The organism is Larkinella terrae (assembly GCF_009668025.1).
Lineage (GTDB): Bacteria > Bacteroidota > Bacteroidia > Cytophagales > Spirosomataceae > Larkinella > Larkinella terrae.
This window is the reverse complement of the sequence record NZ_WJXZ01000009.1, coordinates 388,176-403,704: the sequence shown is the minus strand read 5'-3', so window position 1 is coordinate 403,704 and position 15,529 is coordinate 388,176. Positions and strand designations below refer to the sequence as shown.

15 protein-coding genes are annotated in these 15,529 nt (G+C 51.8%); 13 read left to right on the top strand and 2 right to left on the bottom strand.

Annotation, left to right across the window (positions count from 1 at the left end):
• Nucleotides 1-285 precede the first annotated feature (285 nt).
• The 12 genes from tkt to GJJ30_RS32520 all read left to right on the top strand — a co-directional run bounded on the left by tkt (nt 286) and on the right by GJJ30_RS32520 (nt 12,441).
• A complete protein-coding gene (tkt, locus tag GJJ30_RS16205; protein WP_154176206.1) occupies nt 286-2,295 on the top strand; it encodes a transketolase in 2,010 nt (669 codons plus the stop codon).
• A gap of 138 nt (nt 2,296-2,433) precedes the next feature.
• Nucleotides 2,434-2,880 (top strand): RpiB/LacA/LacB family sugar-phosphate isomerase, encoded by a 447-nt coding sequence (locus GJJ30_RS16200; protein ID WP_154176205.1) that lies wholly within the window; start codon nt 2,434-2,436, stop codon nt 2,878-2,880.
• Nucleotides 2,881-3,037: 157 nt separating this feature from the next.
• The gene (gene tal, locus GJJ30_RS16195) at nt 3,038-4,144 is read left to right on the top strand and encodes a transaldolase (RefSeq protein ID WP_154176204.1); all 1,107 of its coding nucleotides are present in this window, start codon (nt 3,038-3,040) and stop codon (nt 4,142-4,144) included.
• Nucleotides 4,145-4,146: 2 nt separating this feature from the next.
• Nucleotides 4,147-4,803, top strand: coding sequence for an HAD family hydrolase (locus tag GJJ30_RS16190; RefSeq protein WP_154176203.1), 657 nt, complete (start codon nt 4,147-4,149; stop codon nt 4,801-4,803).
• Complete coding sequence (gnd, locus tag GJJ30_RS16185; RefSeq protein ID WP_154176202.1) at nt 4,784-6,211, top strand: NADP-dependent phosphogluconate dehydrogenase; 1,428 nt, start codon at nt 4,784-4,786, stop codon at nt 6,209-6,211. The genes GJJ30_RS16190 and gnd overlap by 20 nt, the downstream gene beginning before the upstream one ends.
• Complete coding sequence (gene zwf, locus GJJ30_RS16180; protein WP_154176201.1) at nt 6,208-7,722, top strand: glucose-6-phosphate dehydrogenase; 1,515 nt, start codon at nt 6,208-6,210, stop codon at nt 7,720-7,722. Before gnd ends, zwf begins: the two co-directional genes overlap by 4 nt.
• Nucleotides 7,722-8,450, top strand: a complete 729-nt coding sequence (gene pgl, locus GJJ30_RS16175; RefSeq protein ID WP_154176200.1) for a 6-phosphogluconolactonase — start codon at nt 7,722-7,724, stop codon at nt 8,448-8,450. The genes zwf and pgl overlap by 1 nt, the downstream gene beginning before the upstream one ends.
• Before the next feature lie 205 nt (nt 8,451-8,655).
• The gene (locus GJJ30_RS16170; protein WP_154176199.1) at nt 8,656-9,537 is read left to right on the top strand and encodes an oxidoreductase; all 882 of its coding nucleotides are present in this window, start codon (nt 8,656-8,658) and stop codon (nt 9,535-9,537) included.
• A 25-nt stretch (nt 9,538-9,562) separates the two neighbouring features.
• Entirely contained in the window at nt 9,563-10,411 is an 849-nt protein-coding gene (locus tag GJJ30_RS16165; protein WP_229313168.1) for an SDR family oxidoreductase, read from the top strand.
• 66 nt (nt 10,412-10,477) lie between these two features.
• The gene (locus GJJ30_RS16160) at nt 10,478-11,281 is read left to right on the top strand and encodes a helix-turn-helix domain-containing protein (protein WP_154176198.1); all 804 of its coding nucleotides are present in this window, start codon (nt 10,478-10,480) and stop codon (nt 11,279-11,281) included.
• Nucleotides 11,282-11,292: 11 nt separating this feature from the next.
• On the top strand, nt 11,293-12,189 hold the full coding sequence (locus GJJ30_RS16155) for an alpha/beta hydrolase (RefSeq protein WP_154176197.1): 897 nt from the start codon (nt 11,293-11,295) through the stop codon (nt 12,187-12,189).
• A gap of 120 nt (nt 12,190-12,309) precedes the next feature.
• Entirely contained in the window at nt 12,310-12,441 is a 132-nt protein-coding gene (locus GJJ30_RS32520) for a hypothetical protein (protein WP_262885375.1), read from the top strand.
• 435 nt (nt 12,442-12,876) lie between these two features.
• On the opposite strand, the gene GJJ30_RS32195 is transcribed toward GJJ30_RS32520, so the two are convergent.
• Both GJJ30_RS32195 and GJJ30_RS16145 read right to left on the bottom strand, forming a co-directional pair.
• On the bottom strand, nt 12,877-13,074 hold the full coding sequence (locus tag GJJ30_RS32195; protein WP_205880570.1) for a hypothetical protein: 198 nt from the start codon (nt 13,072-13,074) through the stop codon (nt 12,877-12,879).
• 250 nt (nt 13,075-13,324) lie between these two features.
• Nucleotides 13,325-13,948 (bottom strand): pyridoxamine 5'-phosphate oxidase family protein, encoded by a 624-nt coding sequence (locus tag GJJ30_RS16145; RefSeq protein WP_154176196.1) that lies wholly within the window; start codon nt 13,946-13,948, stop codon nt 13,325-13,327.
• A gap of 108 nt (nt 13,949-14,056) precedes the next feature.
• On the opposite strand from GJJ30_RS16145, the gene GJJ30_RS16140 reads away from it, so the two are divergent.
• Entirely contained in the window at nt 14,057-15,526 is a 1,470-nt protein-coding gene (locus GJJ30_RS16140) for an aminotransferase-like domain-containing protein (protein WP_154176195.1), read from the top strand.
• The last annotated feature ends 3 nt before the right edge of the window (nt 15,527-15,529 follow it).

Below are 15,529 nucleotides of genomic sequence, written 5' to 3'. Positions count from 1 at the left end.
GATGATAGCGCTCAAAAGAACTCTTCCCGAATCCTTTTGAAATTTTTTACATTCGGCTCTACGTTCGCCTTCCACTTAGAGCCACCGGATTGGGAAAACCGGTACTAGTAAGTCGGTTATTTCGCGGAGTTCAGCGGAGAAAAAAGAAATTCCCTCCGCTTAACTCCTTTTTCCTCCGCTGAACTCCGCGAAATAACGTTCTTTAAAGTCGATATAATCAAATCTTAATGAACAAACCGTTTTAGCGACAGGTTAAACCAATTTACAAATGATCCCCGTACGTCAATGAAAACCATGACTCAATCGATTGAACAGCTTAGTATCAATACCGTTCGGGTGTTGGCCGCTGATGCCGTTCAGAAGGCCAATTCCGGCCACCCCGGTTTACCCATGGGTGCCGCTCCAATGGGCCATATTCTCTGGTCGGAAGCCATGAACTACAATCCGGAAAATCCGGATTGGCCCAACCGCGACCGGTTTATTCTGTCGGCGGGCCACGGATGCATGCTGCAGTACTGCTACCTCTACCTGACCGGTTATGCGCTGAGTATGAACGATCTGAAGCAGTTCCGGCAGTTGGATAGCCAGACGCCGGGCCACCCCGAATACGGTTTGTCGAAGGGCATCGAAATCACGACCGGGCCGCTCGGACAGGGTTTTGCCAACGGTGTCGGGTTTGCAATCGGACAGTATCACCTGGCCGCCCGCTACAACAAACCGGACTTCCCGATTTTCGACTATAAAATTTACGCCATTTGCAGCGACGGTGACATGATGGAAGGCATCACGTCCGAAGCGGCTTCGCTGGCTGCTCACCTGCAATTGGGCAACCTGATTTATTTCTACGACGATAACCACATTTCCATCGAAGGCAGCACGGATCTAACGTTTACGGAGGATGTTGCGCAGCGGTTTCTGGCGTACGGCTGGCATGTGCAGGTCGTACCGGACGGCAATGATCTGGAAGCCCTTTCGCTGGCGGTAAAAGCCGCGCAGGCCGAAACCAAGCGCCCTTCGTTGATCAAGGTCCGGACGCACATCGGTTTTGGTAGTCCGAATAAAGAAGATACAGCAGAGGCCCACGGCTCGCCTTTGGGACCGGATGAAGTCAAACTGGTCAAGGAAAACTTCGGATTCGACCCCGAAAAATCATTCGTCGTGCCGGATGAAGTGCTTGATTATTACCGGAAAATCGGTAAGGAGCGGGCGAAGAAGGAAGCCGAGTGGAATGAGCTGTACAAGGCTTATAAAGCAAAATACCCCGAGCTGGCGGCCGAATACGAGCTCACCAGCAACGGGAAATTGCCCGCAGGCTGGGAAGAAAAGATACCGGTTTTTCCGGCTGGCGGGGAGAAGATTGCAACCCGGAAAGCTTCCGGCAAAGTTCTGAATGCCATCGCCGACGATCTGCCGCATTTGATCGGTGGTTCCGCCGATCTCTCGCCATCGACGGATACGGATCTGAAAAACTACAAATCGTTCTCGACCGAAAACCGGGAAGGCCGCATTTTCCACTTTGGCATCCGTGAACACGCGATGGGAGCGGTTTTGAACGGACTGGCCGTCACGAAAGGTATAATTCCGTACGGTGCCACGTTCCTGGTTTTTTCCGATTACATGCGTCCGACCATCCGGCTGGCGGCCATTATGAAACTCCGGCCCATTTACATTTATACCCACGACAGCATCGGTTTGGGCGAAGATGGCACCACCCACCAGCCCATCGAACATTTGATGGCGTTGCGGGCTATTCCCAACGTCGTGGTTATCCGGCCGGCGGATGCCAACGAAACCGCTCAGGCCTGGCGCGTTGCCATTCAGCATCCGGGCGGCCCAGTGGCAATTGTGCTGACCCGCCAGGGTTTGCCGGTTATTGATCAGGAAAAATACACCAAAGCGACGGAGCTGGAAAAAGGTGCTTATATTTTGTCGGATTCCGAAAAAGAGCCCGATTTAATTCTGATTGGCACCGGTTCGGAAGTTTCATTGTTGTTGCAGGCGCAGGAGCAGTTGAAAAAAGAGTCCATTGCTGCCCGGGTGGTTAGCATGCCCTCGTTCGAGTTGTTCGATCGGCAGAATGCTGCTTACAAGGAAAAAGTATTTCCGAAAACGCTGAAAAAGCGCCTGGCTGTGGAAGCCGGAGCCTACATGGGCTGGTATAAATACATCACCGACGAAGGCGATATTCTGGGCATGACGTCGTTTGGGGAATCGGCTCCGGCGGAGGATTTGTTTAAGAAGTTCGGCTTCACGGTGGAAAATGTGGTGAAGCGAGCCAAGGCATTGTTATCTTAAACTTCACTTCATTATTCGGTGTTCGTTATTCGATATTCAATATTTAAAACGTGATAAATGAATATCGAATACTGAATAACGAACACCGAATAACGAAGTGAGGCTAACGAAGTAATTGGAAATGTAAACTCCTCTCTCATGAAAATAGGCATTGCCGCAGATCATGGCGGTTTCGATCTCAAAGAAACGCTGCGCGATTTTCTGACCAATCTGGGATACGATGTTGTTGATTATGGCGCTTATCGGCTGGATAGTCTGGACGATTACCCGGATCTGATTATTCCGCTGGCGCAGGCGGTCGCCAGTCAGGACGTTGAGCGGGGCGTAGCGGTTTGCGGAAGCGGGGTAGGAGCGGCCATTGTGGCCAACAAAATACCGGGCGTGCGGGCGGCTCTGATCAACGACCATTTTTCGGCGCATCAGGGTGTAGAAGACGACGATATGAACTTAATTTGCCTCGGCGGACGTATTACAGGTAATCGCGTCGCCGAAGAATTTGTCCAGACGTTCCTCGAAGCCCGATTCAGCGGTGCCGAACGGCATTTGCGAAGATTGAAGAAAGTGATTAGTCTGGAAAATAAATAGGTTTTAATAGCTGGATGGTTCTGATGGCTAAATGGTTGGCGCACGCGTTCATAAGCGTGCGCCAGCCAACCATTTTTAACCATTTACACCATCCAAGCATCAGAACCAACCAGCAATATTGGAACTCCAACCATAAACAAAAAACCATAAACTACACATGGCTACCAATCGTGTTAAACAGATTCATGAGTTTGGCCAGAGCATCTGGCTGGATTTTATCGACCGGAAAATCATGGACTCCGGCGAATTGCAAAAGCTGATCGACGAAGATGGCGTGCGCGGCATCACGTCGAACCCGGCGATTTTCGAAAAAGCCATCAGCAGCAGTTCCGATTACGATGAGGACATCAAAAAGCTGGCAAAAGAGGACAAGAGCAACGAAGATATTTTTTACGGTTTGGCCGTCAGCGACATTCAGCGGGCGGCTGATCTGTTTAAACCGGTTTATGAAGAAGAAGTAAAGGGCGCTGACGGATACGTGAGCCTGGAAGTTTCGCCGTTTCTCGCGCTGGATACCGAAGGCACCATTCAACAGGCGCGGGAACTTTGGAAAGCCGTCGATCGCGAAAACGTAATGATCAAAATTCCCGGAACGGCACCCGGTTTGGCGGCCATTCAAACGGCCATCAGCGAAGGCATCAACATCAACGTTACGCTGCTGTTTGGCCTGGATCGCTACGAAGCCGTAACGAATGCCTACATTTCCGGCTTGGAAGCCCGCGTGGCGGCTGGGCAGCCGATCGACGGAATTGCTTCGGTGGCGAGTTTCTTTTTGAGCCGTATTGACGTCATGGTCGATCCGCTACTGGACGAAAAAGGAGCACCCGAACTAAAGGCTCAGGTGGCAATTGCCTCAGCCCGCAAAGCCTACGAAATCTACAAACGCGTCTTCAACGGCGAGCGGTTTGCCAAACTGAAGGAAAAAGGAGCGAAACCACAGCGGTTGCTGTGGGCCAGCACGAGCAGCAAAAACCCGGACATTCCGGATACGAAATACGTCGAAGAATTGATTGGCCCCAATACCGTCGATACGGTTCCGATGGAAACGCTGGTTGCATTTCGTGATCACGGGGTAGCCGAAAACCGCCTGGAAAACGATCTGGACAAGGCGACGGCGACGCTGGAAAAACTGAAATCGGTGGGCATCGACATCGACCAGATTACGCAGAAACTGGAAGACGAAGGCATCGAAAAATTCAATAAACCGTACGAAAAACTGCTGGCGGCCATCGACACGCAGAAAAAAGCCCTCGAAACCGCCTGAAAATGGATTTGGCACCGCTCAAAATACTTTTTCTGGATGTTGGCGGTGTGCTTCTGACCAACGGCTGGGGGCACGAATCGCGGCAAAAAGCGGCTAAGGAGTTCGGGTTCGATTACCTGGAAATGGATGTATTGCACGATTTTATGTTCAATACCTACGAAATTGGTCGAATCACACTCGATGAGTATTTGGACACGGTTGTCTTCAATCAGCCACGCGACTTTACGCGGGAGGATTTCAAGGCGTTCATGTTTGCGCAATCGCTCGAACTGCCCGATATGCTGCAATGGCTGATCGAGTGGAAAAAAGAAAACCGGGATATCCGGATTATTTCGATCAACAACGAGGGGCGCGAACTGAACGAATACCGCATCAAAAAGTACAAGCTGCACCGTTGTTTCGACGCTTTTATTTCCTCCTGCGAAGTCGGGATGCGGAAACCGGATCCCGGCATTTTCCGACTCGCGATGGGCGTAGCGCAGGCACGTCCGGAGCAGTGTCTGTATTTCGACGATCGGTTTATGCTGGTCGAGGCCGCCCGTAAACTGGGCATCAATGCCATGCAGCACCAGGGATTTGAATCGACTAAAACCATTCTGGAAAAACTTAAAAACCAACCGATAAACTTGCACGAGTTCAATGGCAGAAACGAACTATAATTTTGGAATGATCGGCCTGGGCACAATGGGCCGTAACTTGCTGCTGAACATGGCCGACCACGGTTTTCCGGTCGCCGGTTACGACATCAACCCGGATCAGGTGGCCGGTTTTGAAAAGGAAGGCGAAGGAAAACCGGTGAAAGGATTTACCGATCTGAAGGCCATGACGCAGAGCCTGACGAAACCGCGGGCCATCATGATGCTGGTTCCGGCGGGAAAACCGGTCGACAGTGTCATCGAAAATCTGCTGCCGTTGCTCGAACCCGGCGACATCATCATCGACGGCGGCAATTCCCACTTTACAGATACCGTTGTTCGGGATAAATTTCTGGATGAAAAAGGGTTTCACTTTTTCGGGATGGGCATTTCGGGCGGTGAAGAAGGTGCCCGCAAAGGGCCGAGCATGATGCCGGGCGGTGACAAAGGCGCTTACCTGACCTTAAAACCGATCTTCGACGCCATTGCCGCCAAAGTGGACGGCGCTCCCTGCGTGACCTACATCGGGCCGGGGGCTTCGGGCCATTTCGTTAAAATGGTGCACAACGGCATCGAATACGGCCTGATGCAGCTCATTGCCGAAACCTACGAGGTGTTGCGCAAAGGACTTCAGCTCAACACGGGCGAACTGCACGCGCTTTTTGCCGAGTGGAATGAAGGCCGTTTGCAATCCTTCCTGATTGAAGTAACGCGCGATATTTTCGGATTCAGGGAACCGGGCGCTGATCAATACCTGCTCGACCGGATCAAAGATCAGGCGAAATCGAAGGGAACCGGCAAATGGACCTCACAGGTGGCCATGGATCTGGAAGTGCCCATTCCGACGATCGATACGGCGGTGGCCATGCGCGATCTGTCCAAATACAAAGCGCTGCGAACTAAAGCCGCCAAGCTGTACGATCAGCCCATCGCGCCACTGGACGTTGATAAAGAAGAGTTTCTGAAAACCATCGAACAGGCGCTGTATTTCAGCACGATCCTGACTTACGCGCAGGGACTTGATTTGCTGTATCGTTCGTCTATTTCATACGGTTATAACCTGAATCTGGCCGAGATTTCGAAAATCTGGCGGGGCGGCTGCATCATCCGGGCGACTTTCCTGAACGATATTTTTAACGCCTACGAAAAAGCGCCGAGCCTGGAGCATCTGCTGCTCGACGAAACCGTTGCCGGTTTGGTTAACGACAGCGTTGCGGGCATGCGGACGGTGGTTGCCAAGGCGGTTTCGGCGGGCATTGCGCTCCCGGCCTACGCGGCAACGCTGACGTATTTCGATGCGTTCCGCAGCGAAAACATGCCGTCGAACCTTATTCAGGCCCAACGCGACTATTTTGGGGCGCATACGTACGAACTCATTGACAAAGAAGGCGTTTTCCACACCCACTGGACGCCATTTCCCGGTAAACCATGAAATCAACGAGTAAACCGCAGCCAACCGTGTTCATCATTTTTGGTGGAACCGGCGATCTGGCCTGGCGAAAACTGGCTCCGGCCCTGTACAACCTCTACTTAGACGGCTGGATGCCCGACCATTTTTCGATCGTGGGAACCGGCCGCACGAAACTCAGTGACGAGGAGTTTCGGGAAAAATTGCTGGAAGGTGTCAACCTATTTTCGCGCAGCGGAAAAGCTCAAAAAGAGCAATGGGACGCCTTCAGCCCGAACATTTATTACCAGGTTTCGGATCTGAAAGACACCAAAACGTACCAGGAACTGGGGTCACGGATTGAGTCGTACGAAACCGCCTGGAACGAGAAAGCCGACCTGATTTATTACCTGGCTGTTGCGCCGAATTTCTTTCCGATCATTGCGGATAACATTGCGAAAAAATGCCCGAAAGAAGGCATGGATCGCACCCGGATTGTGATTGAAAAACCGTTCGGCCACGATCTGGAGTCGGCAAAAGCCCTGAATAAGCTGTTGCAGGGCATTTTCGACGAAAAACAGATTTACCGGATCGACCATTATCTGGGCAAGGAAACCGTACAGAACATCATGGCGTTCCGGTTTGCCAATGCCCTGCTCGAGCCGATCTGGAACCGCAATTACATCGATCACGTCCAGATTTCGGTCACCGAACAACTGGGCGTCGAAGATCGGGGCGGTTACTACGACGGCGCCGGAGCGATGCGCGACATGGTGCAGAACCACATTTTACAGTTGCTCTGTCTGATTGCGATGGAACCGCCGATCAACCTGGACGCCGACGAAATCCGGAACCGCCGGGTGGACGTTCTTAAATCCATGCGTCGGTTCGACGCCGACGCGATCCGGTTTTCGGCCGTTCGGGGGCAATACGGCCACGGCTGGATCGAAGGCAAGGAAGTACCGGGCTATCGCGACGAGCCGGAAGTGAATCCCGAATCGAACACCGAAACCTTTGCCGCCGTGAAGTTTTTTGTCGACAACTGGCGCTGGCAGGATGTCCCGTTTTACCTCCGCACCGGCAAACATTTGAGCCAGTCGGCCTCGGTGATTTCGATTCAGTTCAAGAACATTCCGCACTCGATTTTTCCGTCCGAAGCCGCCGAAAACTGGCAGCAAAACCGTCTGGTTTTCAGCATTCAGCCCGAAATGAGCATTCGCTTGCAGATGCAGGCCAAACGGCCGGGGCTGGACATGACGCTGAATCCGGTGGATCTGGTGTTCGATTACAGCGGCACCTACCACGGAAAACCGCCCGAAGCTTACGAAACCCTGTTGCTCGACACGATGCTGGGCGACCAGACGCTGTTCATGCGGAGCGATCAGGTGGAAGCCGCCTGGGACCTGATCATGCCGATTTTGCACGCCTGGGAAAGCAAGAAAAGCCTGAGCTTCCCGAATTACCCCGCCGGTTCGTGGGGCCCCGAAAACGCGGAAGCGTTGATTGCGCAGGACGGTTTTCACTGGTTTACGCTGCCGCTTAACGGGAAACACTGATGAGCCAGCCCATTCTGCATATTTCTGAAACGGCCGACGCCACCGTCCTGGCGTTGGCCGACTTTTTTGTCCGGACGGCCACCGAATCAATTGCCGAAACCGGGCGGTTTTCGGTGGCGCTGTCGGGTGGGAGTTCGCCGAAAAAACTGTATGAACTGCTCGCTTCGCCCGATTACAGCAGCCGGGTGAACTGGAAAAAAGTCGATTTTTTCTTTGGTGACGAACGCTATGTTCCCGCCGACGATCCGGACAGCAATGCGCTGATGGTGAAAAAAGCCTTATTTGATCCGCTGCGTATTCCAGCGGAAAACATTTTTACGGTCGATACCAGCCTGCCGCCAGACGAGGCCGCCGAAAAATACACCGAAGCCATTCGGAAGCGGTACCAGGCCGAACAGGTTCGATTTGATCTGGTTTTGCTGGGTTTGGGCGACAATTCGCATACGGCTTCGCTGTTTCCGCACACGCCCATTTTGCACGATACGTCCGTGTCAGTCAAGGCGGTTTTTCTGCCTGACCAGAATGTTTACCGCATTTCGATGACCGCCCCGCTAATCAATCTGGCGTACCAACTGGCGTTTCTGGTGTACGGTTCGGGCAAAGCCGAAGCCGTCGCATCCGTCCTCAACGGCACCAAAGACATCGAAAACCACCCCGCCCAACTCATCCGTTCCGCCGAAGGCGATGTGCATTGGTTTCTGGATAAATCGGCGGCTGCTCAAATTTAAATGGTTGGATGGTTTGAACGGTTAAAAATGGATGGCTGACGCACGCTTATGAACGCGTCAGCCATCCATTTTTAACCATTTAGCCATCCAGCCATAAAAAACCATTCTTTAAATATTGAGCTTTCCAACAAACCACCTTTGAGCGTTTCAACAAAGTGGAACGTGTCGTTTCTGCCGACCTTTGTCAAAAATAAAAATAAAGGCAATGACAAAAGTTTGGTTTATTACCGGAAGCTCTCGTGGATTGGGACGCAGTTTGACGGAAGCGGTTTTGGCAAAAGGCGATCGGGTGGCAGCCACGGCCCGAAACATAAGTGCCCTTGATGATTTGGTTTTAAAATATCCCGGTCAGATTTATCCGATAAGACTGGATGTAGTTCAGTATGAGCAGGTTCATCAGGCCGTTGACGAAGCGGTTTCTCATTTCGGGCGGATCGATGTGCTGGTGAATAATGCCGGTTTTGGGATTATTGGAGCGGCCGAAGCCTTTACGGTGGAGCAGGTGCGGAGTCAGCTCGAAACGAATCTGTATGCTCCCATTGAAATCACCCGGGCGGTTTTGCCGCATATGCGTCGGCAACGATCCGGGCGGATTTTGCAAATCAGTTCGGTGGGCGGTCGCGTGGGTAATCCGGGCTTGACGATGTATCAGGCGGCTAAGTTCGGTCTGGGCGGCTTTACCGAAGCTCTGGCTAAGGAAGTTGCTCCCCTCGGCATACACGTAACCAGCGTTGAACCCGGCGGTTTTCGGACCGATTGGGCGGGCGATTCCATGACGTATGCCGCTCAGGTCGAGGGCTACGAAACGACCGTTGGTCAACGGATTGAATTTATTAAAAGTGGCCAGTTTGTGCCGGTCGGTGATCCCGAAAAAGCCGCTCAGGTAATGGTTGAACTTGCTGAACATCCCGAACCGCCGATTCATCTGGTTTTGGGAAGTGAAGCGGTCGGAATTCTCAAACAGGCCGACGTGGCCCGGATGGCCGAATTGGAAAAATGGATGCCGGTCAGCCTTTCAACCGATCACGACGAAGCGGAGGATTTTTTGGCCACTTCGCTGGGACAAACCATTTTGAACGAAAAGTAACACACCATCACACACCAGAATTAGTATGCAAAGTCTGAATAAAACCATCCTGATTACCGGAGCATCTTCCGGAATCGGAAAAGCGGCCGCGCTGAAATTTGCGAATGAAGGCTGGAATGTCATCGCAACAATGCGGAATCCGGAAAAAGAAGAAGAACTGACGAAATTTCCAATGATTTTAATTGCCAAACTGAATGTGCAAAAACCGGCTACAATTGAGTCGGCTATTCAGGCAGGAATGGATCGGTTCGGTAAAATAGATGCGGTGATTAATAATGCGGGTTACGGTCAGAACGGAATCTTCGAAGCCACTAATCCGGAGCAGATTTACCAACAATTTGATGTCAATGTGTTCGGCGTAATGAACGTAATTCGGGCGTTACTTCCCCACTTTCGCCGGCAGAAATCCGGTTTAATTCTCAACATTAGTTCGGGTGCCGGACGGTTTACCTTGCCGTTGATTTCTCTCTACGCGGCCTCTAAATTCGCGCTGGAGGGATTTTCAGAATCCCTTTCCTTTGAACTGGCACCGTTGAACATCAAGGTGAAAATCATCGAACCGGGTGGCACGGAGACGAATTTCAGCAACGTCACCCGTGAACAATTTGCCCATGATCCGACATTGACAGATTACAATACCTTTCTGGAGGCATCGGGTAAGATGTTCGGAGAATTGGTTGCCCACCGTCTGGTATCCGCCGGGCAAGTGGCAGATGTGATTTATGAAGCCGCAACCGATGGTTCGGATACACTTCGGTATATAATTGGTAATGAAGATTTTAAGAAGAGGCTATCTGCCAGGGCGCACCTTCCTGATCAGGAATATGTCAATTTCATCCGCTCGAGTTACACAAAATTTTTACCAGTCAATTGATTGAATTTTGATTCAGGGATGTTTTACCTACGTAGAACATCTCTGATTTTTTCTGACGATTTACCTATGGAAAACCGGGAAGCGGTTAAATCTCCGCAGATTGTTTATAACTGCTATTACACGAGAAGCCGCGAAGGGGAACAGTTTATTCCCGAACACATTTTAAGTTATCAGATAGCGGGAACACTCGTCATGAATGATGGCAATAAGGAGTACGTATTTAATGAAGGAGCTATTCGTTTCTGCAAACGGAATCACCTGGTTAAATTTAACAAAACTCCACCGGATAATGGTGAATTTAAATCGCTTTCGCTTTACTTGGATCAGGAAACCTTACGTAATTTTAGTTTGGAATACGGTATCGAACCCGAAGGAAATAAAAATGATGATGCGGTTTTAAACCTCAATTACAATCCGCTTTATCAAAGTTATATGAATTCGTTGATGCCGTATTTACAGGGGAGTGAAAGTATACCGGCAAGTCTGCAAGCGTTAAAATTAAAAGAAGCCATTCTGATTATCTTGCAGGCTAATCCCGAATTAAAGAATGTCCTTTTCGATTTTGCGGAACCCGGTAAAATTGATCTGGAAGGGTTTATGAATAAAAACTTTCATTTTAATGTCGAATTGAAGCGGTTTGCGTATTTAACCGGACGAAGTTTAGCTACATTTAAGCGGGATTTTGAAAAAATATTTCACTCGTCACCCAGCCGCTGGTTGCTTCACCGAAGGTTGCAGGAAGCGTATTTCCTGATCAAGGAAAAAGGCAAAGCTCCTTCCGATGTGTATCTGGAACTGGGATTTGAAGACCTGTCCCATTTTTCATTTGCTTTTAAAAAGGCGTACGGAATGGCTCCTTCCAAAATTTAATTCAAACGCCAATGTCCTGGCTTCGTTTTCTCTGGCAAATTCCGACCGCACTGCTCGTCCTGACCGCGTTGCTTTTTTTGATCAACGAATACTCGATTGCCCGGCCCAGCGAACGAACCAACGACATTCCGTACCTTTCCCCCAATTCGCCAGAGTTTAGCGCCGAGCGGCACGTGCTTGACGTCTACGCGCCAAACCAGAAAACCGCTCAGTTGCGGCCAGTCGTGATTTTTATTCACGGCGGTAATTGGGATAGCGGCAGCAAAAACTTGTATGCGTTTATTGGTCGGCGACTGGCAAAACAGGGCGTGGTGGCCGTCTTGATCAATTACCGTCTTTCTCCGGCGGTTCGGGTTCCGGCGATGGCCGACGATTGCGCCCGGGCGGTTTTGTGGACGACCCAGCACATTGGCGAATACGGTGGTGACCCCAACCGGATTTTCGTCATGGGGCATTCCGCCGGTGGTGGTCTGGCGGCTTTGGTAGCCACAGACCGTCAGCTTCTTGAAAAATGGAAACTACCCTTCAACGCCGTGAAAGGCGCTATTCTCGACGACCCCGCCGGGCTGGATATGTTCGATTACTTAAAGAAAATGGAGTTTCCCGGCGATGAGCAATACCTCGTTCCGTTCAGCACCGATTCGACGGTCTGGCGCGCCATGTCCGCACTTTATCAGGTTACGGCCGCGGGTCCGCCGATCCTGCTTTATACCGGCAGCCGGACGTATCCGGGCATCATCAGAAGTACGCAGAAATTTCACCAGCGACTGCTGGAATTGGGCGTGAAGCACGAGTACAAAGTTTTTCCGGGCAAAAAACACGTCGGTATGGTGGCACAGTTATTCTGGAAAAATAACCTCATCTACCAGGATTTACTCAAGTTGGTTGGCGCCCCAAAGTCTGACTAAAACGCCAAAAACCGCACCTGCCTCACTTCGCACCGAGAAGCCTCCAACCTAAAGCCTATCAAAAGCCCGAAGGGCTGCCCTATGGATTACCCCGGATGCAATCAGGGGCCACCGACACCCTTGGACACCCTCCTTCGAATCCCACAACCCGCCAAAAGCCCGAAGGGCTGCCTTATGGATAACCCCGGATGCAATCCGGGGCCACCGACACCCCTGGCCACCACCGCTGCCATCAACCTGCCAAAAGCCTGAAGGGCTTTCCCGTGGATAACCCCGGATGCAATCCGGGCCCACAGGGCTACTGACACCATCGCCCCCACGACAACCCCGAACGGGGTTGACTTAATAGAGAACCAATAATTCAACCCCGTTCGGGGTTGTCGAGTAATTGGGTCATTTGTATCCCCGGATTGCATCCGGGGTTATCCACGGGAAAACCCTTCGGGCTTTTGGCGGGTTGTGGGATTCGATGGAGTGTGTCCAGGGATGTCGGTGGCCCCGGATTGCATCCGGGGTTATCCACGGGAAAGCCCTTCGGGCTTTTGGCGGGTTGTGGGATTCGATGGAGTGTGTCCAGGGATGTCGGTGGCCCCGGATTGCATCCGGGGTTATCCACGGGAAAGCCCTTCGGGCTTTTGATGGATTAGTGGTTGCGGTGTCGTGCTTACTATTCGGAGACAAATTCGGTCAAATGGAAAGCGTTTTTTTCAAAACCACCGTCGTCTCCTGTTGCCGCTGGTTGACAAACTTTTTGCCTTTCAGAGCTTTGGCTTTGGCGGCTTTCGGGTCTTTCACCAGAGCTAAAACCGCCGGTAAGATTTTAGCAATATCGGTGTCATTATCAACATCGAACAACCAATCGCCGAGGCCAATAGCGCGCCACATAAAGCCCTTACTGGTCTGTTCGGCCAGGGTCGGCAAACTTAGCGGAAAACCGGACAGTGCGGGGGCTTGTTTCAGAAAATCCCGGCGACTCTAGTTTTGGAATTGGCCCGCTGGACCGGTGAAGTGTTTTCACTGGAAAGCATGAAGGAGAAGTCAGGATGAAAACCGCCGGACTTCTTGTAAGCCTAAGAACGCAAATTTCCTACTCAAACCAGAACCGTTGTTCAATCGTGTTGTTGTTTAATGCTCCTCAGCGGAGATAATCGGGCAGGGGCAAGGAAACGCTCGATTCGTCGGGAATGGCCGCGTGCCGAACTGTTTCGAGGGGAATAACCCCCGACCAGATCGGTAACTCCCGATCCTCGGGTTCGTCATTGGGACCGCCCGTCCGGATTTTGGCGGAAGCCTCATCCAGCGAAAACGCCAGAACCGTCGTCTTACGCACTTCACTGGCGGTTTCCTTGCGCAGATCATCCCAGCGGTTCGGAATCAATTTATTGGTAATCAGAACGAAGGCGGTAACTTTCTCGTCATGGTCCTCCACTTTTCGGGCAGTGGCAAAAATGATCACCGAGCGGTAATTGACAGAATGGCTGAAACCGGATTTGGCCAGCACCAGGCCGTCGAGCAGCGTGACGGAAATGCAAACCGGAATGCCTTTTTCAATTTCCCGGATGAAATGGCTCCCGACCGATCCGTGAATCAGAAGCTGATCGCCATCCCGCGCAAAAGCCGTCGGAATTGACCAGGGCTGCCCGTCGATGGCGTAACTGATGGTACAAAATAACGCTTCGTCCAGAATGGAATAAATGCGTTCGGTATCGTAATGCGCCCGCTTGGCGGAGCGGCTGGGCGTAGTGCGCGGAGTTTGCATAAGCAGGTTGTTTATTGTTTTCAGTATACGGTTTTAAAATAGACTTCAAATTTGCATCTTTACCGGACTATGTAAATCCTCCGGTTTTTATAATAGAAGTAGTCCGGTATGATTCCGCTGAAAACGCTGATCGTTATTGATAAAACCGCCGATGCATCGATTTTTCTGCAAGTGGCCGAACAACTTCGCCGGCTCATCAATGAGGGGTTGTTGCCTGCCGGTCAGAAATTGCCGGGAACGCGGCAGCTGGCCGAATTGCTTCAACTGCATCGCAAAACCGTTATCGCAGCTTACGACGAGTTGCTGGCGGAAGGATGGCTCGAAACACGGGCCGGAAGTGGAACGTATGTTGCCACGCATTTGCCGCTGGTTCGACCGCAATTTATTGGGAAAGAGGTTGATAGTGAATCTGTAAGCGAGCAGCCCGGTTTTACCTTTACACCAAAACTGCACCTGATTCGACCCTTGCTGCTGATGGCGGATGGATTGCGGCTGGACGACGGTTTTCCCGACATCCGGCTTGCTCCGATGGACGAGTTGGCCCGGGCCTACCGCAGTTATTTCCGCTGGGGAAATCCGCAGCAGCACTTCGGTTACGGCGACCCCAAAGGCAACCGGCTTTTGCGCGAGGAACTATCGGTTTTTCTGAATGAAACCCGCGCCTTGCGAACCACGGCGGACAATATTCTCATTTCGCGCGGGAGCATGATGGGGATTTACCTGACGAGTTCAACCATTCTGAAACCGGGTGATGTTGCGGTGGTGGGCGAAACCAACTGGTCGGGAGCCAATATGAATTTTCAACAAGCCGGAGCGGAATTACTGACGATTCCGGTCGATCAGCACGGCATCGATGTGGAAGCGTTAGCGGTTATTTGCGAACGTCGCCCGGTTCGGCTGGTGTACGTGACGCCCCACCACCATTATCCGACAACGGTTACGCTCCCGCCCGACCGGCGACTTCGGTTGCTGCAACTGAGTCGGCAACACGGTTTTGTGATTCTGGAAGATGACTACGATTACGAGTTTCACTACCTCCGTCGGCCGATTTTGCCATTGGCCAGCGCCGATCCGCACCGCATGGTGATTTACATCGGTTCGTTGTCCAAGTCGGTGGCTCCGGCATTCCGGATTGGCTACGTGGTGGCGCCCGAAACCGTGATCGACGAAATGGCCCGATTGCGACGCATTATGGACCGGCAGGGCGACTCGATGCTGGAGTTTGCCGTTGGGCAATTGTTTCGCAACGGAGACATGAGACGGCATCTGAAGAAAGCGCACCAGACCTATGCGGCACGTTGCGCTCATTTTTGTTCTTTGGTAACCAATGAGTTATCGGATGGGGTACAATTCAGTCAACCCGAGGGCGGCCTGGCGGTTTGGGCGACATTTGCTCCGGAAATTAATCTGGTGGAACTGGCTCAAAAAGCAAAAACCGCCGGGCTGATGCTGTCGGATGGCGTGGCACACAACCCGCCGGGGAAATGGCTCAACAGCACGCGACTGGGTTTTGCATCGAGTACCGAATCCGAGCTGGAACAAAGTGTGGCGATTCTGCGGAAACTGACCCGCGGTTGAGGA